24 protein-coding genes and 1 pseudogene are annotated in these 21,666 nt (G+C 63.9%); 15 read left to right on the top strand and 10 right to left on the bottom strand.

Features of this window, described 5'->3' with window-relative positions; all coding sequences use genetic code 11:
* Window positions 1-258: 258 nt before the first annotated feature.
* From ACWEQQ_RS08375 to ACWEQQ_RS08365, 3 genes are all read left to right on the top strand, one after another.
* The gene (locus tag ACWEQQ_RS08375; RefSeq protein ID WP_452347752.1) at window positions 259-543 is read left to right on the top strand and encodes a hypothetical protein; all 285 of its coding nucleotides are present in this window, start codon (window positions 259-261) and stop codon (window positions 541-543) included.
* A 133-nt stretch (window positions 544-676) separates the two neighbouring features.
* A complete protein-coding gene (locus tag ACWEQQ_RS08370; protein WP_452347751.1) occupies window positions 677-973 on the top strand; it encodes a hypothetical protein in 297 nt (98 codons plus the stop codon).
* 400 nt (window positions 974-1,373) lie between these two features.
* Window positions 1,374-1,967: a hypothetical protein gene (locus ACWEQQ_RS08365; protein ID WP_452347750.1), complete on the top strand. Its 594-nt coding sequence runs from the start codon at window positions 1,374-1,376 to the stop codon at window positions 1,965-1,967.
* A gap of 325 nt (window positions 1,968-2,292) precedes the next feature.
* Here ACWEQQ_RS08365 and ACWEQQ_RS08360 read toward each other — a convergent pair whose 3' ends face one another.
* From ACWEQQ_RS08360 to ACWEQQ_RS08350, 3 genes are all read right to left on the bottom strand, one after another.
* On the bottom strand, window positions 2,293-2,778 hold the full coding sequence (locus ACWEQQ_RS08360) for a hypothetical protein (protein ID WP_452347749.1): 486 nt from the start codon (window positions 2,776-2,778) through the stop codon (window positions 2,293-2,295).
* Window positions 2,779-2,992: 214 nt separating this feature from the next.
* On the bottom strand, window positions 2,993-3,625 hold the full coding sequence (locus tag ACWEQQ_RS08355; RefSeq protein WP_452347748.1) for a hypothetical protein: 633 nt from the start codon (window positions 3,623-3,625) through the stop codon (window positions 2,993-2,995).
* A gap of 305 nt (window positions 3,626-3,930) precedes the next feature.
* Complete coding sequence (locus ACWEQQ_RS08350) at window positions 3,931-4,602, bottom strand: hypothetical protein (protein ID WP_452347747.1); 672 nt, start codon at window positions 4,600-4,602, stop codon at window positions 3,931-3,933.
* A 643-nt stretch (window positions 4,603-5,245) separates the two neighbouring features.
* On the opposite strand from ACWEQQ_RS08350, the gene ACWEQQ_RS08345 reads away from it, so the two are divergent.
* Together ACWEQQ_RS08345 and ACWEQQ_RS08340 are read left to right on the top strand one after the other, a co-directional pair.
* The gene (locus tag ACWEQQ_RS08345; protein ID WP_452347746.1) at window positions 5,246-5,932 is read left to right on the top strand and encodes a sensor domain-containing protein; all 687 of its coding nucleotides are present in this window, start codon (window positions 5,246-5,248) and stop codon (window positions 5,930-5,932) included.
* Between the two features lie 416 nt (window positions 5,933-6,348).
* Window positions 6,349-6,630, top strand: a complete 282-nt coding sequence (locus ACWEQQ_RS08340; protein WP_452347745.1) for a hypothetical protein — start codon at window positions 6,349-6,351, stop codon at window positions 6,628-6,630.
* A gap of 319 nt (window positions 6,631-6,949) precedes the next feature.
* Here ACWEQQ_RS08340 and ACWEQQ_RS08335 read toward each other — a convergent pair whose 3' ends face one another.
* From ACWEQQ_RS08335 to ACWEQQ_RS08325, 3 genes are all read right to left on the bottom strand, one after another.
* On the bottom strand, window positions 6,950-7,399 hold the full coding sequence (locus ACWEQQ_RS08335) for a TY-Chap domain-containing protein (protein ID WP_452347744.1): 450 nt from the start codon (window positions 7,397-7,399) through the stop codon (window positions 6,950-6,952).
* Between the two features lie 17 nt (window positions 7,400-7,416).
* A complete protein-coding gene (locus tag ACWEQQ_RS08330; protein WP_452347743.1) occupies window positions 7,417-7,911 on the bottom strand; it encodes a DUF6301 family protein in 495 nt (164 codons plus the stop codon).
* A gap of 292 nt (window positions 7,912-8,203) precedes the next feature.
* On the bottom strand, window positions 8,204-8,539 hold the full coding sequence (locus ACWEQQ_RS08325; RefSeq protein ID WP_452347742.1) for a DUF4913 domain-containing protein: 336 nt from the start codon (window positions 8,537-8,539) through the stop codon (window positions 8,204-8,206).
* A 272-nt stretch (window positions 8,540-8,811) separates the two neighbouring features.
* Between ACWEQQ_RS08325 and ACWEQQ_RS08320 the strand changes: the two genes are divergently transcribed.
* Window positions 8,812-9,588, top strand: a complete 777-nt coding sequence (locus ACWEQQ_RS08320; protein ID WP_452347741.1) for a hypothetical protein — start codon at window positions 8,812-8,814, stop codon at window positions 9,586-9,588.
* A 198-nt stretch (window positions 9,589-9,786) separates the two neighbouring features.
* The gene (locus ACWEQQ_RS08315; RefSeq protein WP_452347740.1) at window positions 9,787-10,605 is read left to right on the top strand and encodes a hypothetical protein; all 819 of its coding nucleotides are present in this window, start codon (window positions 9,787-9,789) and stop codon (window positions 10,603-10,605) included.
* Window positions 10,606-10,791: 186 nt separating this feature from the next.
* Here ACWEQQ_RS08315 and ACWEQQ_RS08310 read toward each other — a convergent pair whose 3' ends face one another.
* Entirely contained in the window at window positions 10,792-11,307 is a 516-nt protein-coding gene (locus ACWEQQ_RS08310) for a hypothetical protein (RefSeq protein ID WP_452347739.1), read from the bottom strand.
* Between the two features lie 220 nt (window positions 11,308-11,527).
* Here ACWEQQ_RS08310 and ACWEQQ_RS08305 point away from each other — a divergent pair, with 220 nt between their 5' ends.
* Both ACWEQQ_RS08305 and ACWEQQ_RS08300 read left to right on the top strand, forming a co-directional pair.
* Entirely contained in the window at window positions 11,528-12,184 is a 657-nt protein-coding gene (locus tag ACWEQQ_RS08305; protein WP_452347738.1) for a TetR/AcrR family transcriptional regulator, read from the top strand.
* A gap of 36 nt (window positions 12,185-12,220) precedes the next feature.
* Complete coding sequence (locus ACWEQQ_RS08300; protein WP_452347737.1) at window positions 12,221-13,111, top strand: alpha/beta fold hydrolase; 891 nt, start codon at window positions 12,221-12,223, stop codon at window positions 13,109-13,111.
* A 455-nt stretch (window positions 13,112-13,566) separates the two neighbouring features.
* Here the strand turns inward: ACWEQQ_RS08300 and ACWEQQ_RS08295 are convergent, their stop codons facing one another.
* On the bottom strand, window positions 13,567-14,850 hold the full coding sequence (locus tag ACWEQQ_RS08295) for an FAD-dependent monooxygenase (RefSeq protein WP_452347736.1): 1,284 nt from the start codon (window positions 14,848-14,850) through the stop codon (window positions 13,567-13,569).
* A 1,175-nt stretch (window positions 14,851-16,025) separates the two neighbouring features.
* On the opposite strand from ACWEQQ_RS08295, the gene ACWEQQ_RS08290 reads away from it, so the two are divergent.
* The 5 genes and pseudogenes from ACWEQQ_RS08290 to ACWEQQ_RS08270 all read left to right on the top strand — a co-directional run bounded on the left by ACWEQQ_RS08290 (window position 16,026) and on the right by ACWEQQ_RS08270 (window position 18,732).
* Window positions 16,026-16,439 carry a hypothetical protein gene (locus ACWEQQ_RS08290; protein ID WP_452347735.1) on the top strand — a complete coding sequence of 138 codons (414 nt, stop codon included), beginning with the start codon at window positions 16,026-16,028 and terminating at the stop codon, window positions 16,437-16,439.
* A gap of 611 nt (window positions 16,440-17,050) precedes the next feature.
* Complete coding sequence (locus ACWEQQ_RS08285; protein WP_452347734.1) at window positions 17,051-17,497, top strand: RICIN domain-containing protein; 447 nt, start codon at window positions 17,051-17,053, stop codon at window positions 17,495-17,497.
* Window positions 17,498-17,780: 283 nt separating this feature from the next.
* The gene (locus ACWEQQ_RS08280) at window positions 17,781-18,170 is read left to right on the top strand and encodes a hypothetical protein (RefSeq protein WP_452347733.1); all 390 of its coding nucleotides are present in this window, start codon (window positions 17,781-17,783) and stop codon (window positions 18,168-18,170) included.
* Window positions 18,171-18,203: 33 nt separating this feature from the next.
* Window positions 18,204-18,476, top strand: a pseudogene (locus tag ACWEQQ_RS08275) (DUF4265 domain-containing protein); the annotation flags it as partial.
* A gap of 49 nt (window positions 18,477-18,525) precedes the next feature.
* On the top strand, window positions 18,526-18,732 hold the full coding sequence (locus ACWEQQ_RS08270) for a DUF4265 domain-containing protein (protein WP_452347732.1): 207 nt from the start codon (window positions 18,526-18,528) through the stop codon (window positions 18,730-18,732).
* A gap of 401 nt (window positions 18,733-19,133) precedes the next feature.
* Here ACWEQQ_RS08270 and ACWEQQ_RS08265 read toward each other — a convergent pair whose 3' ends face one another.
* Window positions 19,134-19,712 carry a TetR/AcrR family transcriptional regulator gene (locus ACWEQQ_RS08265; RefSeq protein WP_452347731.1) on the bottom strand — a complete coding sequence of 193 codons (579 nt, stop codon included), beginning with the start codon at window positions 19,710-19,712 and terminating at the stop codon, window positions 19,134-19,136.
* A gap of 130 nt (window positions 19,713-19,842) precedes the next feature.
* On the opposite strand from ACWEQQ_RS08265, the gene ACWEQQ_RS08260 reads away from it, so the two are divergent.
* Window positions 19,843-20,736 carry an NADP-dependent oxidoreductase gene (locus ACWEQQ_RS08260; protein WP_452347730.1) on the top strand — a complete coding sequence of 298 codons (894 nt, stop codon included), beginning with the start codon at window positions 19,843-19,845 and terminating at the stop codon, window positions 20,734-20,736.
* Window positions 20,737-21,001: 265 nt separating this feature from the next.
* Here the strand turns inward: ACWEQQ_RS08260 and ACWEQQ_RS08255 are convergent, their stop codons facing one another.
* Window positions 21,002-21,475 carry a hypothetical protein gene (locus tag ACWEQQ_RS08255; protein ID WP_452347729.1) on the bottom strand — a complete coding sequence of 158 codons (474 nt, stop codon included), beginning with the start codon at window positions 21,473-21,475 and terminating at the stop codon, window positions 21,002-21,004.
* Window positions 21,476-21,666: the final 191 nt, after the last annotated feature.

Here is a 21,666-nt window from a genome sequence, read left to right as displayed (position 1 = left end):
ATCGCAGGCGAGTCATGACAACGCGAACTCGTTTCTCGAGACCGAAGAATGCGCCAACCCGGCGCGCGCCTACTCACCGAACGCACTGGATTGCCGCATACCGCGCTGACCGAACCGGCCAGCGCGAGGCGCCGGCGGCCGGAACCTGTTGCGGTGCAGAACGTCCGCTACTGCCGATTGTCGAGTGGTGGATGCTGATCAGCTCTGGGATCATCGGGGTCGGAGTTCGACATCGGTGCCGGTGGGAGGAAATCGCAGATGACCAGGATCGAATTCGACACGCAGGAGGGCTCCGACGGCCCGCTCCAGCAGGGCGTCGGTGTGTCAGGCTTCGATGTGCGGGATTGCTTGTCGATGGTGGCGGATCTGGTCCGCGACCGACCGTTGCCGCCCGTGAGCCGAATTACCGTCGACATCTCACTGGCCGAACCACTCCCGGTGAGTCGCCGCTATCTCGGGGTCTCGGTGTGGCGCGGCGTGTGGTATCCACCCGTGAACCTTGAAACCGGACCGACCCGCCTGAAATGCCGCATACCGCGCTGACCGAACCGGCCAGCGCGAGGCGCCGGCGGCCGGAACCTGGTGCGGTGCAGAACATCCGCTACTGATTTCAGTGCACGTCTTCGACACGAGGGCGGCAAGCGCGAGCGGTCGGCGCGGGTGCACAATTCGGTTCGTGACGGACGTACCGAGGTTCCTCGATGGCGCACGAGTGCTGGGCGCAGCAGACATCCGCGGTGCGACACCATCTGGACGCACGAGGCACGAGGTGGACGGTCTCGTCGTCAAAGACTTCGCAGGACTGGCGATAGCGCGGTACGACGCGAGCCCCGAGGTGTACTTGTTCTATTGCGACGGGGAGTGGAACGTCATCACCGACACCTGCCACCACAGTGTCGCCGGGGCGCGCGAGCAAGCCTCCGACGAGTTCGGTCCGGTCGAGTTCGTCGAATTCCCATTCGCCACCGACTGAAACAGCCAACCTGTCCCGAACGGTCGTCCGCAGCCTCCGAAGATCACGCGCCGAGTGTCGTCCCTTGATGGCAATCCCGATGCCATCGGTTACGCCTACGTGGCCGGTGCGTGTGACTACCTGCCTAAACCGCTCAGAAGCGGTGAACTGCTCGACTGCATCCGTGTCCATCTCACGGCACCGCAGGTGGCCTGAAACATCTACCAATTCGGGCGTGTCGCTGGCCATCCTGGTCTGCACCCCGCACCTGGCAGAAGGCCGCGCTCGGGCCACCCGGCGGCGCGGGCCTTGTCGATGCTGGCGGCGTTGATGGTGTCGCAGGCACTCATGGACCGACAGTGCGCCTCCACCTCCGACTGGCTCGGGTATGGGCGTCGGTCCCTGGTGACAGGATGCGGGTGTGGGTGACTATTTCGAACGAATCGTCGACCTCGATGTGACCTCGGCGGACGCGAGCACGTTGGCCGAGCACATGGTGGACTGGATGGTGTCGCGGCGATGGCTGCTTCGGGAGACTTCGCGCGACGCGATGTACAGCCTCCAGGTCGACGAAGGCTATGTGCCGGGCCCCGACTGGCCGCAGATCACCCAGGAATGGGGCGCCGCCTGGATCCCAGGTCCCGTTGCCGTCATCGTAGGACGCCACGACCACTACGCCGGACAGGGCGGCATCGAACCGGCCTCCTCGGTATGCCCACGCTGCCAGAACACCACTGTGATCATCGATTACCCGCAGCAATGGGAAGCCGATCCCGCTGTATGGCAGCCGTTCTCGGACGCCATCGACGCTTGGAAACAAACAGGCACCGGCGCGGCGATCTGCCCCTCCTGCAACACACCGAGCCCCATCACCACCTGGCAATGGGCAGACAACTTCGCTCTGGGCAGCCTCGCCTTCGACTTCTGGGGTTGGCCGCCCCTCACCGAGGACTTCATCGCCGAATTCGCTGCGCAACTCGGGCACCGAATCGAACACCACACCGGCAAGTTCTGAACCGAGGCTTCCGACAATCAGCTGAGCGCAGCGTGATGACTATCGAACTCGGTACCGAGACCACCTTCGCGGTACAGGCCGCCGCCATGCCCGCGGCCCACTGCGCGATGCAATGGACCGCCAGCCCGGCTGAGGTAGATCATTTGGCCGATTCGACCGGATTCATCCGCAGCGCGGGGTATGAAATAGGCCGCCGTGCGCCTGCCACCCGAACGCACTCAACTGCCGCATACCGCGCTGGACCGGACCGGCCAGAGGGGCGCCGGAAGATCAACCGGCCGTGCCGATCTGAGCACCTCGGACGCCCGTACTGCTGAGTGGGGCGTTATCGCATCGGTCCAACATCCTCGGCGTTCCCGCTCGTGATTGGATCGATGTCGTCGATCGCGCGCGTCAGACGTGACGCCACCTCGCTGTGGTCGTGAACCGACAAGGCCTGGTTGACGATCAGCCAATCTGGGATGTCGTCACCGCGGACGTACTTGCAAAAACAGTTGTAGATCGCGTAGTAGGCGAACTCGACCGGGTCAGGGAAGACCAGATCGTCGTCTTGCAGCGCGGTGATGGGCTCGAGGTATCGGCTGCCGATATCCGCGAGATCCACACCGGCGCGTGCGGAGCGAAGGGCATCGGTGGGAAGCTCGACATCCACGTGGTGCCTCATCCCGACAACCGAGTCCCGGTAGCGAAGCCGGGCGGGCTCGCCCCGGACGTAACCGAGCCAGATCGGCAGGGCATCCTCGCACAGCGATAGGTGGACCTGTCGTCGGCGATCAGCGCCCAGCTGGAGAAAGAGTTGCCTCGGCGTCATGAGCGATTCTAACGAAACCTCAGGACTCGGCCGACAAGGTGCGTGCCATGGCCAACAATCACACTCATTTGCCGCTGACCGCGCTGACCGAACCGGCCAGCGCGGGGCATCGGAAGATCAACTGGCTGTGCCGATCCGAGGCCGACGGAACGTCCGCTACTGCCGATTACCGTCCTCGCCGCCCGGCATTGCGGTGCATTCGGCTCCATGTCAGCTACAGCACGCTCACGCCTTTTGGATAGCGACCGTTCAGGGCGTCTGTTGCGGCTTCGGCGATGTACTGGCGGCTGTCTTGCGAGCATCGGGTCAGAAACGCCCGTACGCGAGGCCCGGTCCAACCGGCTGCTGCGACCGCGGGCCAGTACGCCAGGGACTTGTGGTTGAGATCGTGGAAATTGGCCTCGGCGTAGTCGAGGACGGCGTCTACCGCGGTGTCGGGGAATTTCAGTCGCAGCATCGCGACTGCGCGCAGCGCGCCGTCAGCGAGGAGCTCGACGTCTTGTCGCAGGCACCACAGGGTGGGAGCCGGGTCGTTGTCGACGTCGCGACCCAGCCGGACGATGGCGTCGCCGAGGGCAGTGTTGACCATCGTTGCCGAGCGGGGTTGCAGCGCCAGTTCTTTCAACAGTTCGACATCTCCGCGGCTGCCGGTCATTCCCAGCGTCATGATCAATTGGTACTGCGTTTCCCAGGTGCGTTTGTCCAGCAGTTCGCGTTCGAGCGCGGTGCGGACCTGAGCCGCTGTTGTCGGGTCCGCGAGCGCGCGTAGCCGTTTCGCGCCGCGTCGCCGTCGCGCCGAGATCGAGTCGCTCAGTAGCGCCAATGCCTCATTGCGTGTAAGCGTCATCCAGTTCGGCCTATCCGTGTTTCACAGGTTGTCGATCCATCGCGGATAGTGCCATACCAGTGCGACAGGGACGCATTGCTTCTCCTCCATGGATATCCGCACATGCCGCGACCCGCGCGATTCGCGGGGGTCAGCGCGGCCTAGCTTGAGATCAGCGGCCCGGGGGCAGGTGGGCTGTTCTGGTGTCCGCTCGTGGCCGCTGACCGCGCGGGCGGCAGCGCAGTGCACCCTCCTCGCGGACAATCAATGCCCGTGGGCAAGCATCCGTGCGGCCTCCGGACCGATGATGAGCGGGCAGGCGGTGGTCAGCCGCAGAAGTCCATGACGGTGCCATTCTCGATCGATACTCTCGCTACCTCGAAGAGGTGGATCCAGGTCTCACGTTCACGGTAGAAGGGATGCGGATTGTCTAGGTAGTCGCCTTGTTCCGCGTAAATGCGCGTGATTTCGGCGTCGGAGAGTACACCGTCGACGATGTTGATGCCCAAGTGCGGTGAGACATAGACAAGTTCACGAAGGAGAGCCGGAGTCGATCCGACCAGGCCACCGTCTATGTCGAGGTCTTCTCCGTACAGCGGCTCGCCGAATTCGATTGGAAGGTAATAGCCTTCGCAATCAGAGTGACAGATGAGGTGCGAGGCAAGGGTGTAGCCGAGTTCTTCGACGGCTTCGTCGGCCACACGATGGTCCTCCTCAGTCTCGACGAGTTTCAGAGGTTGGTCTGGGTACGTGCAGGCTCGGGCGTAGGCACTGCGCAGATGGTGCAGAAAGGCGTAAGGAATCCCAGTTGTGCGGTCTCGCGTCTCCGCCGTGCCCCGCACCGCCGGCCTGGTCAAGGCCGGGAGTCCCTCGATTGCCAGCAGTTCGTTGAAGGCGCGCAATTGGCTGTCCAGGTACTCGAGGAACTCTCGATCGTCAGGGTCGCCATCGCATTCCTTCGCGAAGCCCAGTCCGTCGTGTTCTGCCGCCAAACTCATGGCGGCGAAGGTAGTCCGACCGGATGACATGCGCGGTGCACGAGCACGTTCACTGCGGTGACCCGGCCGGTGTCGGCCCGATGATGCAGGGCCTCGACGCGTTCTCGTTCGATGCGGGCGTGGCGGAGTACGCCGCGTGAGTACGAGCGCAGACCTATCCGGGCCAGGCAGCGGCACAGTCGCAGGGCGAAACTCCAAGAACCCGTCAGTGCACGGTAATGCCGCTGGTCGCGCGGACTGAACTGGTCACGGCGACCGCTGTAGAAGGCACCACCACGCGGATCTGAACGATTCGAACGGGTCGCAGCGGGCGGTTTGGATAAGTTGTTGCCCGCGAGTCAGTTTGGAAGCTACCGTCTGCGCTGATCTCGCCTAAGGCGCGTTGGCCACCGGATGAACGCGCCCGCAGTTTGGAGAGGGTAGCTGCCCGTTCGAGCCGGGCCGAGTCCGAAGGGAGCCCGCGTATGGATGCGGGCTCCCTTGCGCCCCATTTGATCGATGCCGTCCGCCGAACGCACTCAATTGCCGCTGGTCGCGCGGTCTCGCAGCGAATACTGGCAATTGCCGTCCCTCCCTGGGGGTAGCCCGATCCCCTACCAGGGTTGGATGGGGTCTCGCTGGGTGTGGTCCTAGCGTTGTCTGCGTGACGATCATCCGGCGCTTGGGCCTCGACTTCGCATACATATTCTTGGAATTGCCCCTCGCATTGGTCAGTTTCAGCCTCCTTGTGTCCCTTTTCGCGGCGAGCATCGGCACAGCGGTGATCTTCATCGGGATTCCGTTGCTCGCGCTGACGCTGCTGCTCGCGCGCGGTTTCGCCGACATCGAGCGGGTACGCCTTCGGCAGTTGACGGGCAGGGCAGCACCACGGCCTCGTTACGCCGAGGCACCGGAGGGGGCGGGGTGGTTCCGTCGGATCACCGCGCCGATCGGGCAGGGGCAGAGCTGGCTGGATCTGTTATATACCGTCGTCAACCTACCGATCGCGATCATCACGTTCGTGCTGCCGATCGTGTGGTGGGCAATGACGCTGGGTGGATTGACGTACTGGTTCTGGGGCAGGTTCATTCCCTATGGCGACAGCCACGACATCGTCATCGAGACGATCATGGGCGCGGACACCGCCCACAACCGGACGGTCTTCAACACGATCGTCGGTGTCGTAGCGCTGCTCACTGTGTACACCGTCCAGCGGGGCAGCGCCGCCCTGCAGGCCGCCTTCGCGCAGACCCTGCTCACCCGGCTCGCCGTCATTCAGGGACGCATTCAGGATCCGACCACCAGCCGGGCGGCGGCCGTCCCCGCGGAGTCGACCGCGCTGCGCTCGTAGGCGGTGGTCGTGCCCTGCAGAGCAGTGACACGGCCAGACATCAACTCAGCGCAATCGGGCAGCCCAGTCGTGCGACAAGGCGAAGGTCTTCGAACGCACCATATGCCGCATACCGCGCTGACCGAACCGGCCAGCGCGGGGCGCCGGCGGCCGGAACCTGGTGCGGTGCAGAACGTCCGCTATTGCCGATTCCGTCGTTAGTGGAGGGTCAGGCCCATTCTCAGCAGAGGCGGCCCTTGGTGCTGTGACACTGTGGTGCTGCCGTGTGTACCGGACCCGTCTCGCGGGGCCGAGCTATCGGGCTGGGCTATGTTCTGGCCGGTCAGTCGGTAACCGTCGAGGGGCCTCGGGGCGATAAGGAGGGGAGGCCGGGGCGTCGCCATCGCAAATAGGTTGTGTCCCATACGATCACCGCCATGGCATTCCGTCGCAACGCTGACCTTCGGCACTATCCGGACTACGCGGACAACAGGAAGGTGCACAGTGTCGCGACACCGGCGTGCTCGGTCATCTCTATCGTGCTGTCAACCCTGTCGATCGTCATCGGCCCGGTTCTGGTCCTTCCCGCATTCATGTTCAGCGGCATCGGCCACTGGAGACATGAGCGCGCTGCCGGCTATGCCCTGTTCTTCTCAATCCTGTCGATGCTGCTCATCCCGTTCTCTCACGCGATCACTGGCATGTTCGTCGCCCCCTGACCCACCCGACAATCCGCCCCTGCTCACCCTGCCCAGGCGCTCAGGTGGCATGAGCATGCGCTGACATTACGAGACGTCGAGATGGTGTGTATGCCAATGCATTCTCGTTAGACAGCGGTTGCTCGCTAGGAGAGGCGACGACCCACGCGCATCCGGAATTGCCGCATACCGCGCTGACCGAACCGGCCAGCGCCGGGCATCGGAAGATCAACTGGCCGTGCCGATCCGAGGCCGACGGAACGTCCGCTACTGCCGAATTGAGTGTGGTCCCGTTCGTCTGGCCATCCGCGGCACCCAACTCCTGGTCAAGGTGTCGTAGTCAGCCTTCGACGACACCCGTCAACACTGAGATGTTGAAGTCTTCGTCCGAGTTCTGGATCCAGGCATCGATACTGAGCTCGGTCGGATCTCCCACCCGCACACCGTGACACAGCGCTACGGATACATCGTCCGCGACCAACTCGTATGCACGGAAAGGCACCGGCCAGGCTACCAATCGATGCCAGTTGACGGACTGCCCATCGACCGGAGACGCCCAACTGTGTTGCTGTAGAACGGCTTCGACCTGTTCAGGCATCCGCCATGCTTCGGCGAGTTGCTCGTTGTGAACGATTTCGCACCACAGCACGGGCGTATTCACGTAGAAGCGGGCATACCGGCCGTCTGCAGCGTTGAGCACCAGATACGCCTCGGCGGGCATGCACGACAAGGCTAATGCCAATCCCGCAGAAAACTCCTGCCACGTTGTGTCGAGGCCCATCGCGTTCATGTCAGTACCTTCGATGCTCACCAGTCACCGGCCAAGTATCGTGCTTCGGCATCAGCGGTGGCCTGCCAATCCTGACTGATGAGAGTCAACATGACGGTGTCGGAGAAGATCTTCAGTTCGATCCACACCCGCGGATGCTCCCAACTCATCATCGCCGATTGCCCCGGCGCGATCCGGGTGGGAGGACCCATCGCTGGAAACAGACCGTTGCCAAGTGCTGCAAAGCCATCCACCAGCGACCGCCGCCGCTCCGCCCACGGAATCGACGCCTCGATCTCGTCGCTGACGTGCACCAACATCGTGTCGAACATTCGTTTCCGTCGCCACACTGACGCACGAGGGTGAACTACCCGCAGATCCGTGTGCATGTCCGTTCCGTACTCGGTGGATTCGCCGAGATCCCACCCGGCAGCATCACAGAATCTGGGAAGATCCTTGTCCAGATACCAGGTCCAGTCGAACTCGGCCGCCAAGCGCGCAGTTCGAACCGCGCCTTCAACATCGACCCGCAACGGGATACTTCCTTCAGCACTGGACTGGATGTGTGCCGACCGGCCCGGTCGGTCGCGAACAACTCTGAACCTCACCGATGCGGTATGCGGGGAATGTATCTGATCCCCCCGACACAACACACTCTTCTGCCGCATACCGCGCTGACCGAACCGGCCAGCGCGGGGGCACCGGCGGCAGGAACCTGGTGCGGCGCAGAACGCCCGCTCATGCCGATTACACGATGGCAGTCGATCACCAGAGGCTGAACCAGCGGACCACCCCGAAAAGCAGGTGTGCCGGGCGCGCAACAGTTCAGGATGACTTGTAGAGGCCCGGCGGCGTCGCGATCAGCTGAAGCGGCGGCATTTCGTCGGAGTGTCCGGATGTGGTGGAGCAAAACTGGAAGGGGCCGTCCGGGTCGAACAGGATGCTCATATGCGGATCGGCGTGGTCGAGAAACCACACGCTCAAACCCGTTCTGCTATCGATCCGATAATGCTCCCACGCCCGCCACATAGCATCCAGTCGCGCGACGGCCTCAGCGTGCAACCACCACTGCGGACACCACACTCGACGGCCCTTACCGACTTCTCGCCGGTACAGAAGACTGAGATGGTTCTCCACGAATTCAACGACAGATCCGTACACCGACGGAAGGTTGCTAGGCTCCACAGAACATTGAACGTACTCGGCCGCAAGAGGTTCGGCGCGCTTGGATCAGGCCGACCGCATAGTCCGATACCGGCTCGAACGGTTGCCCTCAACGTCCCGCGCCAGCGCGACCCGGGCATCAATTCACGGCTCCCGTACTGCGGGCCCGAGGGACAACTGGCCCGCGGTCATCGCGGTGCGCCGAACGCACTATTCTGCCGAGTTGAGCGCGATCACCCGGACTGCGGCGGCTTGGCAGAATACGCGGTATGCGAGTGACCTCCTACGAAACCATCGGCCCAGTCACGCGAGAACGATGGAATACCAACACAGTGGCCCGATTCGATGAGGTCGATTCGTTCTCGGAGTTGCTGACCGCGTTGGACTCACTTCGCGGAAAGTACGCGCCCGCACGGCTTCTGTGCAGCCTCGATGATGTGGACCAGTGTCAATACACCAGCATCCACGCCTCCTTCGATGATCGGCTCGGCTACGAAGAGCACGAGTACGAAGAAGGTGACTTCACCGCGGCACATCATGCCGACAACGCGCGCATCGACCGCATCGCCGCGGTTCTCGACGATCCAGACTTGCGCGTCGACTGGGAGGCACTCGTCGGTACTCGGAACGGAGGCGGAGCGGAGGCCGACGTCAAGGCTCTCGTCGAGGTCAATCGGCAGCCCGATCGTGCTGTCGACGATGTGGTGGTGGTCCAGCGCGTGCCGGTCAGTCGTGACGACCTCGCGCTCGCCGGAATCCCGAACGGCTATTTCGATGGCGATTGGGATACCTTCCAGAACCACGCCATCGCGCGGCGAATGGCTGGCCATGGATATCGCCACATCGGTACCGGCGCTTCGCTTCTCGGCTTCGCCCGCCCCGCTGCTCCGACCTACGAGGAAGCGCAAGCAGTCGTCGCCGATCTGGCCTCGTTGTACGGCGCCTCGGACTCCTCCGCCTGGTCGGAGCTCGCGACGATATTCTGCGGGCAGCGGATCCTGCTCATTGGCTACACGGAGGACTTCGCCGACACGCTCGACATCTGACAGACAGGCATGTGCGTGCCGCTCCTTACGAGCGCCGTTACAAACATCCTCTACTGCCGCTTACGGGGCGGCTCGGACAGGCCGAGCCGCAGGCCGGCCGAACGCACCCTCATGCCGATTATCGAGTGGTGGACGCTGATCAGCTCTGGGATTATCGGGTTGACGTTCGACATCGGTGCCGGTGGGAGGAAATCGCGGATGACCACGGCGCGGCGGTTCTGGATCGAATTCGACCCGCACGAGTGCGTTGACGCCCGGTTCTGGCGGGGTGTCGGTGTGACCGGCTTCGACGTGCGGGATTGCTTGTCGATGGTCGCCGATCTGTTCCCCGATGGACTGTTGCCACCCGTGCACCGAATTACCGTCGACGTCTCACTGGCCGAGCCACTACCGGTGAATCCCCGCTATCTCGGCGTTTCAGTGTGGCGCGGGGTCTGGTACCCACCCGTGAACCTCGGAATCGGGCCGACCCACGATATCGACCGACGGGGAGCACCCTGCGACTACCCGACGCCAGTCGCCGCATCACACCGCCGAGTGCGGGCTGACGCGAATCCGCGCACGAAAACCACATGGTGGGACGAAATCCCGCATATCGATGGCCTGCTGTGGCCGCTGATGGACATGCACCGCGCCGAGGGCGGCCGTGGAATGCGGGATTACGCCTCGGTGCTGCGTCACGCCTGCGCCGCGGATCCGACCTACGGGGCCCTGGTGCGCGAAGCCCTCGATTTCATGATCTGGTGGCGGCCGACACCGGACGAATGGTTCGATCCGACCGAGACCAGGTTCGCCGATCAACGGGATCTGGACGAGTACCTGCGAGCCTTCCGCGACTACTTGTTCGGAACTCGCCAGGAACCGATCTATCCTCCCGGCAGCGAACCGCTTTCACCCGAGGACGTGTGGCTGGACGCTATCAGCCGTCTGGTCGTCACTCGCCCGGGTCCGGTCGACGCTTCCGGCAGCGAACGGCTTTCACCCGACACGGAACCACGACTTCCCAAGAACGAGTGAAATCGTCTGGGGTCCAGGAGGTCCCGCGATTGCCGCTGGATGTGCGACCGAGTGTTGCTGAACGCGCTGCGGCCCGAGATATCCGGTAATGCCGCTGACCGGGTTGACCTGACCGGCCACTGCGGGATGCCGCCGGCCGGAATCCAGCCGGCTACAGAACGTCCGCTTCTGCTGAGTTTCGTGCTGTCAGTTGGCCCAAGCGATCTCTGTGAGGCCCAGCTCGCGATTCTCACGGGAACCCGTGACCTCCCCTGCGAGGTCAATCGCGACCGCATGGAAACAAAAACCGAAGTCAGCATAGGCGGCTTGGGCCTTGGCGAGGATCTTGGAGAACGCAACTGGTAGGTCGCCCTCGTATTCGAGGTGGTCGGGTATCTCCCCGCCAACGCAGTAGTGGGCCACGCTCCAGATCCGACGACCGCTTCTCCACTCAGCAACGGCGCTGTCACCGTAGGACGAGTCATAGCAGGCAATCACATCGCCTTGCATTGAGAGACGTTCCAGGAGCTGGGTTTTGCTCACATAGCCCGCAGGGTCAACGTCGTAATTCACGACGATGTACCAGCCATCGGACAGTGCCTTGGCAGCAAGTTGTGAACTTCCAGCAGTGTGGGCGACGCCGGTATCGATTAATCCGAGATGGTCCAGCACGGCACCAGAAGACAGGCCGCGTACCGCGAGCCAGGAGAATGCAGATGACACGTTCTGAAATGTAGATCAACCCGCCGACACGGGCATCCGCAGTGCACTGTCATGCCGCGACCCGGGCGGTTGGCAGCAGCCACGGCGCCTGCAAGTGGACCCACCATCAGGCCGATGTACGGATGTCGAAATGCCGGGCAGTTGTTCAGCGCCATTCGGCTTTCGGGATGACCGGACCGATCGGTGGACAACCAGCCGAATTCCACATACGGTACAGAACGTGTCGTTTCGTAATAGTCACACCACGGATCCGGTACCTGAAGTGCGTGCAGGAAGGCCCCGTGATGCGGCGCGTGAGGTCGAGATCCTCGCGTGTGTGCTGGAGCTGGTGGGTGAGGTCGGTTATGACGCTTTGACGTTCGAGGCGGTCGCGCGTCGTGCTCGGGCGTCGAAGGCGACGCTGTACCGGCGCTGGGAGACCAAGCGGGACATGGTGGTTGCCGCGGTCAAGGCCGGTCCCGCAGCCGGCACCTCCGCGGACCCGGTCGATACCGGTTCCTTGCGCGGAGACCTGATTGCCTTGTGTGAACGGCTCGCCACCACGATGGATGCTGCCGACCCGACGATGAGCTTGATGCTGCTGCATGCGGGTCTGGAGGATCCCGACCTGTGTCGCCACATCGAAGAAGCGAGCGGGCCCACCGGCGCCAAGTTGCCAGCCTCGGTGATATCGGCTGCCATCACCCGGGGCGAGCTACCAGCCGGTGCTCAACCATTCCCTTTCGAGGAAATCACTGGGGCAGTGCTGCTTCTACGCAGGCTGAACGGGCTTCCCGCCGGAGCCGAGTATCTGGCACATCTGGTCGACACGATTCTTGTCCCGGCTCTGCGAGCAAGCGCGAGTGCAGAACCTCCGCTACCCGCCATTTTCTCCTGACGACACGTCCAACCGATCGACGAAAGGTGCGCGCCCATGTCGGGCACGACAATCAACGACTTCGAATACCGCCATGTCCTGGGGGCGGACAGCGTCCATCTGAATGTCGCCGTCGGCGGTGACGGCCACCCCATCGTCCTGTTGCACGGCTTTCCGCAGACTCACCTCATGTGGCGGCATGTTGCCCGTGAACTGGCAGACCGCCACCGGGTGATCGTGCCTGATCTGCGTGGCTACGGTGCGAGCGACAAACCCGAAGAGGCGACGCCGGACACCTATTCGAAGCGGACCATGGCGCTCGACATCGTCAGTGTCGTGCGCGAACTCGGCTACGAACAGTTCAGCCTCATCGGCCATGACCGCGGAGCGCTGGTCGGGGTCCGAGCAGCGCTCGACCACCCGGACATGATCACCCACTTGGGAATTCTGGATGTGTTGCCGACCATGGATACCTGGGACGTGCTGCACGGTGTCGATGCCGCCGTCGCTTGGCACCTATATCTGATGGCACAACCAAAGGGCTTGCCCGAGCGGATGATCGAAGCCGTCGCCGAAGACTTCTTCAGCTCGTTCCTCGACGCCTGGGACCCCAGCGGAACCACCTTCCCACCCGAGGTCCGCCGACACTACATCGACAGCTCCACGCGCGCTGTGCCATCCATCGTCGCCGACTACCGGGCCACCGCCGGAATCGATTTGGCGATGGACCGAGCCGACCGCAAGGCAGGCGCCCAGTTGGCCATGCCTGTTGCAGTGATCTCCCAGGACTGGGGGGCACGTCTCGGATTCGACGCAGCCGCTCTCTGGCGGCAATGGGCTCCGACCGCCACCTACCAGCCGATCGACGCCGGCCACTTCATGGCCGAGGAAAAGCCAACGGACGTAACCGCCTTCATCCTGGACCTGGTACAACGCACACCCGCATGAACCGACAAGCTCGGAGGAAGTTTCCAACTCGTCGAGTGGGCCCACCCAGCATCGATAGCTGCTGGGTGGCGAACCGGCAACGTCCTGTAATCAGCGTAAGGCGTTTTGTGTCAAGCGGTTCGGTCGGTGCCCTGGTCTGTCGTCGTCCCGGCATAGCGGTAATGGGGTTGAAGCCCTGCAGCGTGTAATCGGGTTGAGGTGACGACAGGTCGGGGCTGCCCAGGATTACAGGCGAGATCACGGTGTGTCTCGATGCCGTGTGGGGCTCGCCCCGACCGACCGCTCGACAGCCGCCAGTCCTGGGACCACCGGACGCAGTGCAGAAGTGGAACAAGTTATCGCACGTTCGGCTGGTGGAGGCCGCGTTCCCGAATGCGTGACCAGCGGCATGAGCCGAACCGGCCCAGGCGGTGGCCTACCGAAGCGTCGTCCCCGCTCGACGCGTTGTATGACCGCTACGGCCTGGCCGAGGAGATGATCGCCGGTCCGGATGGGGCCCCGGTGTCGGGCACCCCGGAGTAGTCGGGCAACTCAACGCCGTTGATGGCGCGCTCGAGCAGTTCGGTGAACCATTCGCCGGCGAAATCGGGACCCGGCTCGGCGTCCGGCCCGGGGACGTCGCGGCTGCGGGCATTCAACCGGCCGATCTCCTGGTTGGCCTCGACGAACGACCGCATCCGCGCCTCGTAGCGGGCGAATCCGGCCGCGGGATCCCATCCGGCGGCGGCCAATTCACCGGCCAGCAGGTAGGCGCCGACCAGAGCCAACCCGGTGCCCTGCCCGGACATCGGCGATGAGCTGAACGCCGCGTCCCCGAGCAGCCCCACCCGTCCGATCGACCAGCGGTCCATCACCACCTGGGCAACCTGGTCGAGATAGAAGTCCGGGGTGTCGTCCAGATGCGCCAGGATGTCCGGGGTCAACCAGCCCAGGCCCGCCATCTGCTCACGCAGCAGGCGCTTCTGGGCCTCCACGTCACGGTAGTCGACGTCGAAGTCGGCCGCGACGAAGTAGAACATGGCCATCGCCCGCGTAGCGTCCTGAATGGGGCGCAGCAGGGCCGAGCGGCCGGGCTCCTGGTACTCGAGCAGCCAGCGATCCAGCCCGAACTCGTTGGGCACACTGTAGAAGGCCAGCACGTGCCCGAGGTGGCGGAGGAACCGCTCGTGCGGCCCAAAGACCATCGCGCGCAGCGCTGAGTGCAGCCCGTCCGCCCCGACCACCAGATCGAAGCGGCGCCGGTCGCCGCTTGCGAAACTCACCTCGACCCCATCCGCGTCCTGGGTGAGTTCGGCGATCCGGTCGCCGAAGAGGTACTCGACACCGGCGCGGGTGTCGTCGTAGAGCACCCGGGACAGATCCCCGCGCAGGATCTCGATCTCCGCGATGAACCCGTCGCCACCGTCGTCGTCCGCGTGGAAGGTCTCCAGCACGTTCCCGTCCGCGTCCACGGTGTACGCGCCGGCGGTCTCGGTGCGGGCCGCGCGCACCGCCGCGTCCAGACCCATCCGGTGGAGGACCTCCTTGGCTACTCCGCGCGCGTCCACCGCTTGCCCGCCTGGACGCAGTTCGGGCTCTCGCTCGACTACGGTCACCTCGGCTCCCCGTCGGCGCAACCAGTGGGCCAGCGCGGGCCCGGCGATGCTCGCCCCCGCCACCAACACCCTGGCACCGCTCACCCGCGGCTCCTGCTCACCCGTCAGGATCGTGCACTCCTGCCCGAGGTCGTCGACACTCATCATTGCCTCCATGTGTTTCCTCCCGCACCGGAACGCTCCCCGCACAGGCCCACCGCTGTCGGTGTATCCAGCCGTATCGACTACGGATCCACCCGAAACTCATCGGTGCAGCCGAAACCGCATCCACACTCCCGCGAACACCCTGAACTCCGCTACCTATCGAACGTCCGGCTGCTCTCGCCATGATCGGTCCGCACAACGGATCTGGAACATGTTCGCTCAGTGGACCACCCGCTGTCGGTGGTCCCACGACTGGCAACGTGGTGGTCCCTTCAAGCTGGCAGGCGACAGGGTATCTCCTACGCGCAGGTTGCAACGCCGCCGAGCGCCCTCTACTACCGCATATTGCGCTGGTAGCGCTGGTCATCTGGAGACGATCAGTTGGTCAGACTCGCTGCGGCACAGAACATCTGCTATCGAACTCCGCCTGCGTGAGTGGTTCGCCAAACGATCCACGTTCCCTGCTCTTCTGCAGACGGCACGCGAACCGACAATCGCGCCGTGGGAAACGAATCCGGATCCGACGCTGCTGCGCGGAACTATCGTGCTGTGCGTGTTGGACGGCCGGGCGTCGGAGGCGGCGTCGTTGATGCGGTGGTATTTGCAGCGGGACCAGATCCACCGGTGGGACTCCCTCGAGGATGCGTCCGCGTTCGACGCCGCGATGCGGGAACGGTTCCCCGCTTACGCCGTCGAGAGATCCAACTAGCCGCAGCGTGCGGGAACCATTGCTGTACAAGACATCCGCCATTGCCTACGGCTGCGCTGACCGCGCTGACCGAACCGGCCAGCACAATTACGTTGGAAGACCAACGCCCAGAGATCATCTGACGTAGCGGACCCGCGGGCGAACGTCTTGGAATGCCGAATGGCGCGCTGACGGAACCGGCCAACGCGGGGCGCCGCGGCCGGAACCTGGTGCGGTGCAGAACGTCCGCTACTGCCGATGACCGAGCGGCTTGCCGCCCGGGAAATCAGCCCAGCTACCGGTCTGCCACTCGATGGATCTGGCAGCGGATATGCTTTTCGGGTGTCGGCCTCTGCTGCGGATTGCGTCGGCTGGACGCTTCGGTGACTGGGGCACAGCCAGATTCGCTCACCGGCATGGATCCGAAGGGGCGCCACGTGAATCCGCGGCAGTGGCCGGGGATCAGCGGGTGGCGTCAGGAACCCACATGTACCCGGTGATCCCGGTGCTGACGCAGATGACAGGTTCCCCGGTGTTCACATCCCACGTCGGATGCATCAACTCGCTGTGTGGACACCAGGTGTTCACTACCGGCGTCGCCGTCGCCGCCGCCGACCCGGCCAATCCGATGACCGCCGCCGCAATGACTCCGCCGATGACGGCTGTGCTCGCGAGTGCCTTCACTGTGTTCTCCCTTCGTCGTCTGACAAGACCACTCTGTGAGGACGGCGTTAACGAAATCTTGGGTTTCGCTTATCGACGGTTCGCACGATGCTCGACAACAGTTGGACGCGGCAACCGTTCGAAAACGATTGCCGGTCGAACGCACTCGTCTATCGACCTGCTCAGCCCGGACCACCCAATTCACGAGGACAAACCTGGCACTTCGCTATGGCTGTAGGCATGGCCGGCCGAACAGGTCACCGACACTGCCGCCCGGCTGAGGGCAACCCGTTCGAGACACCGCAAAGCAGAGGCGTGCCGCAGATCGCTTGTGCGCCATCCGAAGTCGGTACAGGTGACGCTGTGGCTGCGAGGCAGGATGATCGGGCCTCGGTGTCACGAAGGTGGCGTTCGGTGAATGTCGGTCGCGCACTCCGGTGTTCAGTGTCGATGAGGCTCGGGCGCGCCTGCCGAACCGACTGCGCCCGCGCGACCGCGTCTTCCGGGGTTCGGGCCTTCCATCGGGAAAGACCAGTTGCCTGCGGTGAGGAGCGGTCCGTAGATGATCAACCAACTCCGCCGGACCCGGAGGTCGACAGCATTCGCGAACTGGTAATCCGCCACCCTCATCTCCATGTCGTACCCGTCATCACCGATCAATCGCACGGAGAAGCCATGACGCAGGGCCACGGCCCACTGACGCTGGACCCGAAGGGTGGAAGGCGTATCGCGGCAGAGCCTTTCGTCAATTCTCAGGGTCGGAGAAACTGCCGAGACGGCGCCGGGTGGCTGTGCTAGCCTCCATCCGGAGTTGCCGCCAGCGGGGCTGCAACTGGAGGGGAAAAGAACGTGCTGAAAGGCATTCGTAGATCTGTCATTCTATTGCTGACGGCTATTGCCGCATTGACTGTAGCGTCTACGGCGTCAGCTGACAGCCTGCAGATCCGTAGTGGAATGAATGGTTTCTGTCTTGATATTCAGGGGGCGAACCCTGATCCGGCGCCGGTCGTCTCGTACCCGTGTAACGGTCAGTCCAATCAAGCCTGGTATTGGGACGGCCAGCAGATCCGTAGTGGAATGAATGGTTTCTGTCTTGATATTCAGGGGGCGAACCCCGATCCGGCACCGGTCGTCACGTACCCGTGTAACGGTCAGCTCAATCAAGCCTGGTACAGGAATGGCGCGGAAATCCGTAGCTATCTGAATGACTTCTGCCTCGATATCCAGGGGGCGAACCCTGATCCGGCACCGGTCGTCACGTACCCGTGCAACGGTCAAGCCAATCAACGCTGGTAAATCTATTGCGGGCGAAATCCGGAAGGTGCCTGACCTTCTGGTAGATCGCTCCGAACGCACTATTCTGCCGCTGACCGCGCTGACCAACCCGGCCAGCGCGGCGCACCGGAAGATCAAGTGGCCATACCGATCCGAGGCCGACCGATCACATGCAACTGCCGATCGGTGTGCACCACGCAGACCGTTGTGAGGTAGCAGTCAGTACGAGCGGTACGGCCAGGTGTGGCTATTGTTCGTTCGTTCAACCCGCTCAACCCTCTGAGTTCACCCGCCAGGAAGGCCAATGGACCCCCTCGGAGATTCGCTGCTCGCTCGCCTGGTCGGTCTCGAACTTGCCTCGGTGGTGTTCGTCAGGGATTACCTGCAGTTCGACTTCGACGGCCCACGCTTGACCTGCTATGTGTGGCCGACCGTTCACGCCGACGGCATTACTCGGTCGCTGGGAGATGCCGGATATCGGGATGCGTTGTGCGCCTTCATAAGCCAGACCGTCGTATCGACCAAGGAAGCTGTTGGCCTCGGACTTGTCGTGCGGTTCGGGATAGGTGCGGTCTCCATCCATCCGGCACTCGAGGAACTGACTGGCCCCGAAATCGCGATGATTTCAGGCTTCCCCGACAGGAGCTGGGACGTATGGCGTCCCGGTGAGGACGTGTTCGCTGACCTGGAATGAAAGCCGGCACTACGTCCGGCCGAACATCCGGGCATGGTGCATTCTGTGGTGATGATCGACCGGCAGACCGAATCGCATGAGGAAAGGGCGAGCCATGTTCGCGTTCATTTCGACCTCGAGGTGGATGAGGACGGTTGGCCGCCCGTAGGTACCGAATCCATGTGGGCACTCCCTTCGATCGAGCCGGGACTCGTCGAACTCGCCAACACCCCCTGGTTTGTCCGCGGGCTGGCCATCGGTGACATCATTCGGGTCGCTGCCGACAGCGCGGGCCTGCTGCGGATGACGGAGCACGTGTCGTGGTCGGGAAATTGCACGATCCGCGTAATCCCTTACCGCTCAGGACCATTGGCAGGTGACCTGCAGCAAGCAAGTGATCGGTACCTTTGCGTCACTGGGAGCGAACTACGAGGGCCTTCAGCAATACGGGATGGTCGCCCTCAGTATTCCCCCGCATGTCGATCTGTCCGCCGTGAAACGTCTGCTCCGCCAAGGCGAACGAGACGGGTGGTGGGCTTACGACGAGGGATGCATCGGCGACGAATGGGACGAGGCCGGGTAGCCGACCGCCTTCGGCGAATCCACTCGTGGTATCCGCTCATGCCGCATACCGCGCTGACCGAACCGGCCAGCGCGGGGCATCGGAAGATCAACGGGCCCTGCGGATCCGACGCCGGCGGAACGGTCCGCAACTGCCGAGTTGAGGGCGTTCAATCCGGCAACCGACATGTTCGACCCGCCGCTGAGTCCGGCCGAGGCGAAGCGGGTATTGCTGATGAGACCTGATGTCCTCCAGTGGTTCCGGGATGTGTTCCCGTTCAACGAACTGAGCACGTAGTCAGCGGTAGCGCACTATTTTGCCGCAATACCGCCGAAGATCGATGGCAGCCAGGGCGGCCCGGTCCGTGTAGGGCCGGTTGGGGTCCAGCGGCAAGTGCTGCAATGGCAACGGCATTGCGAACCTCAGGCGGGTCGGGCGGTCTCCCAGGCCGCTTCGATCATCCGGAAGATTTCGTCCACCGCGGCCTGTGGATCGGCTGCCTCACGGGCCAGTGAGTAAGCGTCGATCACGAACCGCGCGATCGCCTGGCTTGCCGTGCTGGTGCGCGGCTGGCCGAGATCCGCGGCGATGGCCGCCGCCAGCGACTTCGCGTGGCGCAGCCGCATCGACTCCTCGTACTCGCGCAGGGCGGGTGTCCGGTCGATCAGATGCCAGATCGGCGCGGCGCCCTCGGCCGCGCAGTGCCGCACCATCGCGTGGATCTCGTGCCGCAGCGCGGGGATCAGTGGCTCGTCCGCCGACCTGCCCGTGACCGCCTGGGTGAGGCGCTGCTCGAAGTTCTCGTCCTGCTCGAAGACGAGGGCCTCTTTCGAGGCGAAGTGGGAGAAGACGGTGGTGACGGCCACGTCGGCCTCGGCGGCGACGTCGCGGATGCCCACCGCGTCGTATCCGCGTTCCAGAAACAGTGCGAGCGCGGTGTCGGCGATCTTCTGGCGGGTCGCGGCCTTCTTGCGCTCACGACGCCCGGTCGGCACGGTCATCGCTTGATGCTATCAGCTGCAAAAGTGCATCGGTGTCGAATTCCTAACGGTTAGGCAAGCGACTATAGCACCAACCGATACAAAATAACAACCGTTGTAAAAGGCTAACCGTTAGTCATAACGTGGAGGCATGAAAGCAATGCGCTTCGCCGAGTACGGCGGCCCGGAAGTCCTGAAACCGGTAGAGGTGGCCGAGCCCCACGCCGGCCCCGGCCAGATACGCATCGCCGTGCGGGCGGCGGGAGTGAACCCGCATGATTGGCGGGTCCGCGAGGGACAGTTCCGGCGGATCCACCCGATCCCGCTGCCCGCCGGCGTCGGACAGGACGCATCGGGCGTGGTGGACGAGATCGGCGACGGCGTAGTCGGTATAGAGGTCGGTAAGCCCGTGTTCGGCCGGGGTTCGAACACCTACGCCGAATTCGCCGTCCTGTCCTCCTGGGCGCGCATACCCGAGGGATTGAGCTTCGCCGAAGCGGCGGGGTACCCGTCGGTGGTCGAGACCGCGCTACGGATCATCCGTCTGGTCGGCGTCCAGCCGGGACAGACGCTGCTGGTCAGCGGCGCAGCGGGCGGAGTCGGGTCGGCGGTGTTGCAGATCGCCCGCGAGCGGGGAATCAAGGTGATCGGCACTGCCGGAGCCGCGAACCAGGATTACGTGCGAAGCCTGGGCGCCGTCGCCATTACCTACGACGCAGGTTGGGAGGAGCGAGCACGCCGGCTCGGCACCATCGACGCCGCCCTCGACCTCAACGGCGCGGGCGTCATCCGCGGACTCCTCGACCTGACCGGAGACCCGGACAAAGTGATCACCATCGCCGACCTCGAGGCGCCGATGCTCGGTATCCGATTCGCCGGTGTCGGCGGCAGCATGCCCGAAGCTCTCGCCGCGGCCGCCGACCTCATCGCGCGCGGGAAGCTCCACATCCCGGTCGACCGGTCATATCCCCTCACCGAGGCCGCGTCCGCGCACGCCGACAGCCAGGCCGGGCACACCCGCGGACGCCGGGTCCTGCTCGTCTGAACCGATCGTCCCCGGGCCGTGGACCCATTTCGGCACCTACACTCCGTCCGGTCGGAGCGGCGCGCGCGTCGTGCCCCATCGCGATCGACCAGACGGCCAGTCGGCCATCGGTCATGATCGCGACCCTGCAGCGCGGCGAGGAGAACATCCGGAACTGCCGCATACCGCGCTGAGCGAACCGGCCGGGTGTGGTCGCACCGGAGCACGCGGCTGGACATGCAGGACGGGGGAAACGCGTGACAATGGCAGCAGCGTCACCGCGAAGTTAATCGGAATCGGCACCGGGTTGCGCCAGCTGACGGATGCCGCTGGTCAGAGCCTCAACTTCACTGCGGGGGAAAGGATAGCCCCATCGGTCCAGGTATCCCTGAAAACCGTAACGTCGCAGGACGTCACGAAAACAGATGCACACTGAGGCGGCGAGTGCCCAGACGGTCTGGCAGCTGTGCCACAGCTGAGTTCCTGACGAGTCGGGCAGATCGTAGTTGGCAACCTCGAGCAGCCGGATGTCGATCTCATTTCCCTGGCGACGAAACAGCCATCGATAGACGGTCGGCTCGGCCTCGAACTCGGCGTGGGCCTGGGGAAGGCCGCGCACGATGTCGGTGACCGCTCGCAGGAGATATTGCGGTGCACCGGTGACGTAGGAGGCGACCGCCGTTGCGTCGGTGTTCTCATCGGACACACGAACATTCGCCCAACCGAAGTCTTCCAGCTCCCAGTCGATGGACATGCTCATCGTCGGTGCCTCCTGGCTTGAAGATCGGAGACACGGCTCCACGAATGGATGGTAATGCCGCTGACAGCGCCGACCGAACCGGCCAGCGCAGCGCGCCGGCGGTCGGAACCTGTTGCGGCGCAGAACGTCCGCTACTGCCGATGAGCGAGCACTCTGGGGGGCACATGCGCGCTGCCGCTACCGAGAAAGTT

The sequence above is a fragment of the Nocardia sp. NPDC004123 genome (assembly GCF_053603795.1).
This window is presented reverse-complemented; position numbering and strand designations above follow the sequence as displayed.

Bases quoted from the DNA above. Each gene is read 5' to 3' on its own strand.
- ACWEQQ_RS08375 (WP_452347752.1), top strand. From the start codon at position 259: ATGACCAGGATCGAATTCGACACGCAGGAGGGCTCCGACGGCCCGCTC.
- ACWEQQ_RS08360 (WP_452347749.1), bottom strand. From the start codon at position 2,778: ATGACGCCGAGGCAACTCTTTCTCCAGCTGGGCGCTGATCGCCGACGA.
- ACWEQQ_RS08355 (WP_452347748.1), bottom strand. From the start codon at position 3,625: ATGACGCTTACACGCAATGAGGCATTGGCGCTACTGAGCGACTCGATC.
- ACWEQQ_RS08350 (WP_452347747.1), bottom strand. From the start codon at position 4,602: ATGAGTTTGGCGGCAGAACACGACGGACTGGGCTTCGCGAAGGAATGC.
- ACWEQQ_RS08340 (WP_452347745.1), top strand. From the start codon at position 6,349: ATGGCATTCCGTCGCAACGCTGACCTTCGGCACTATCCGGACTACGCG.
- ACWEQQ_RS08335 (WP_452347744.1), bottom strand. From the start codon at position 7,399: ATGAACGCGATGGGCCTCGACACAACGTGGCAGGAGTTTTCTGCGGGA.
- ACWEQQ_RS08320 (WP_452347741.1), top strand. From the start codon at position 8,812: ATGCGAGTGACCTCCTACGAAACCATCGGCCCAGTCACGCGAGAACGA.
- ACWEQQ_RS08315 (WP_452347740.1), top strand. From the start codon at position 9,787: ATGACCACGGCGCGGCGGTTCTGGATCGAATTCGACCCGCACGAGTGC.
- ACWEQQ_RS08300 (WP_452347737.1), top strand. From the start codon at position 12,221: ATGTCGGGCACGACAATCAACGACTTCGAATACCGCCATGTCCTGGGG.
- ACWEQQ_RS08295 (WP_452347736.1), bottom strand. From the start codon at position 14,850: ATGAGTGTCGACGACCTCGGGCAGGAGTGCACGATCCTGACGGGTGAG.
- ACWEQQ_RS08290 (WP_452347735.1), top strand. From the start codon at position 16,026: ATGTACCCGGTGATCCCGGTGCTGACGCAGATGACAGGTTCCCCGGTG.
- ACWEQQ_RS08280 (WP_452347733.1), top strand. From the start codon at position 17,781: ATGGACCCCCTCGGAGATTCGCTGCTCGCTCGCCTGGTCGGTCTCGAA.
- ACWEQQ_RS08265 (WP_452347731.1), bottom strand. From the start codon at position 19,712: ATGACCGTGCCGACCGGGCGTCGTGAGCGCAAGAAGGCCGCGACCCGC.
- ACWEQQ_RS08260 (WP_452347730.1), top strand. From the start codon at position 19,843: ATGAAAGCAATGCGCTTCGCCGAGTACGGCGGCCCGGAAGTCCTGAAA.
- ACWEQQ_RS08255 (WP_452347729.1), bottom strand. From the start codon at position 21,475: ATGAGCATGTCCATCGACTGGGAGCTGGAAGACTTCGGTTGGGCGAAT.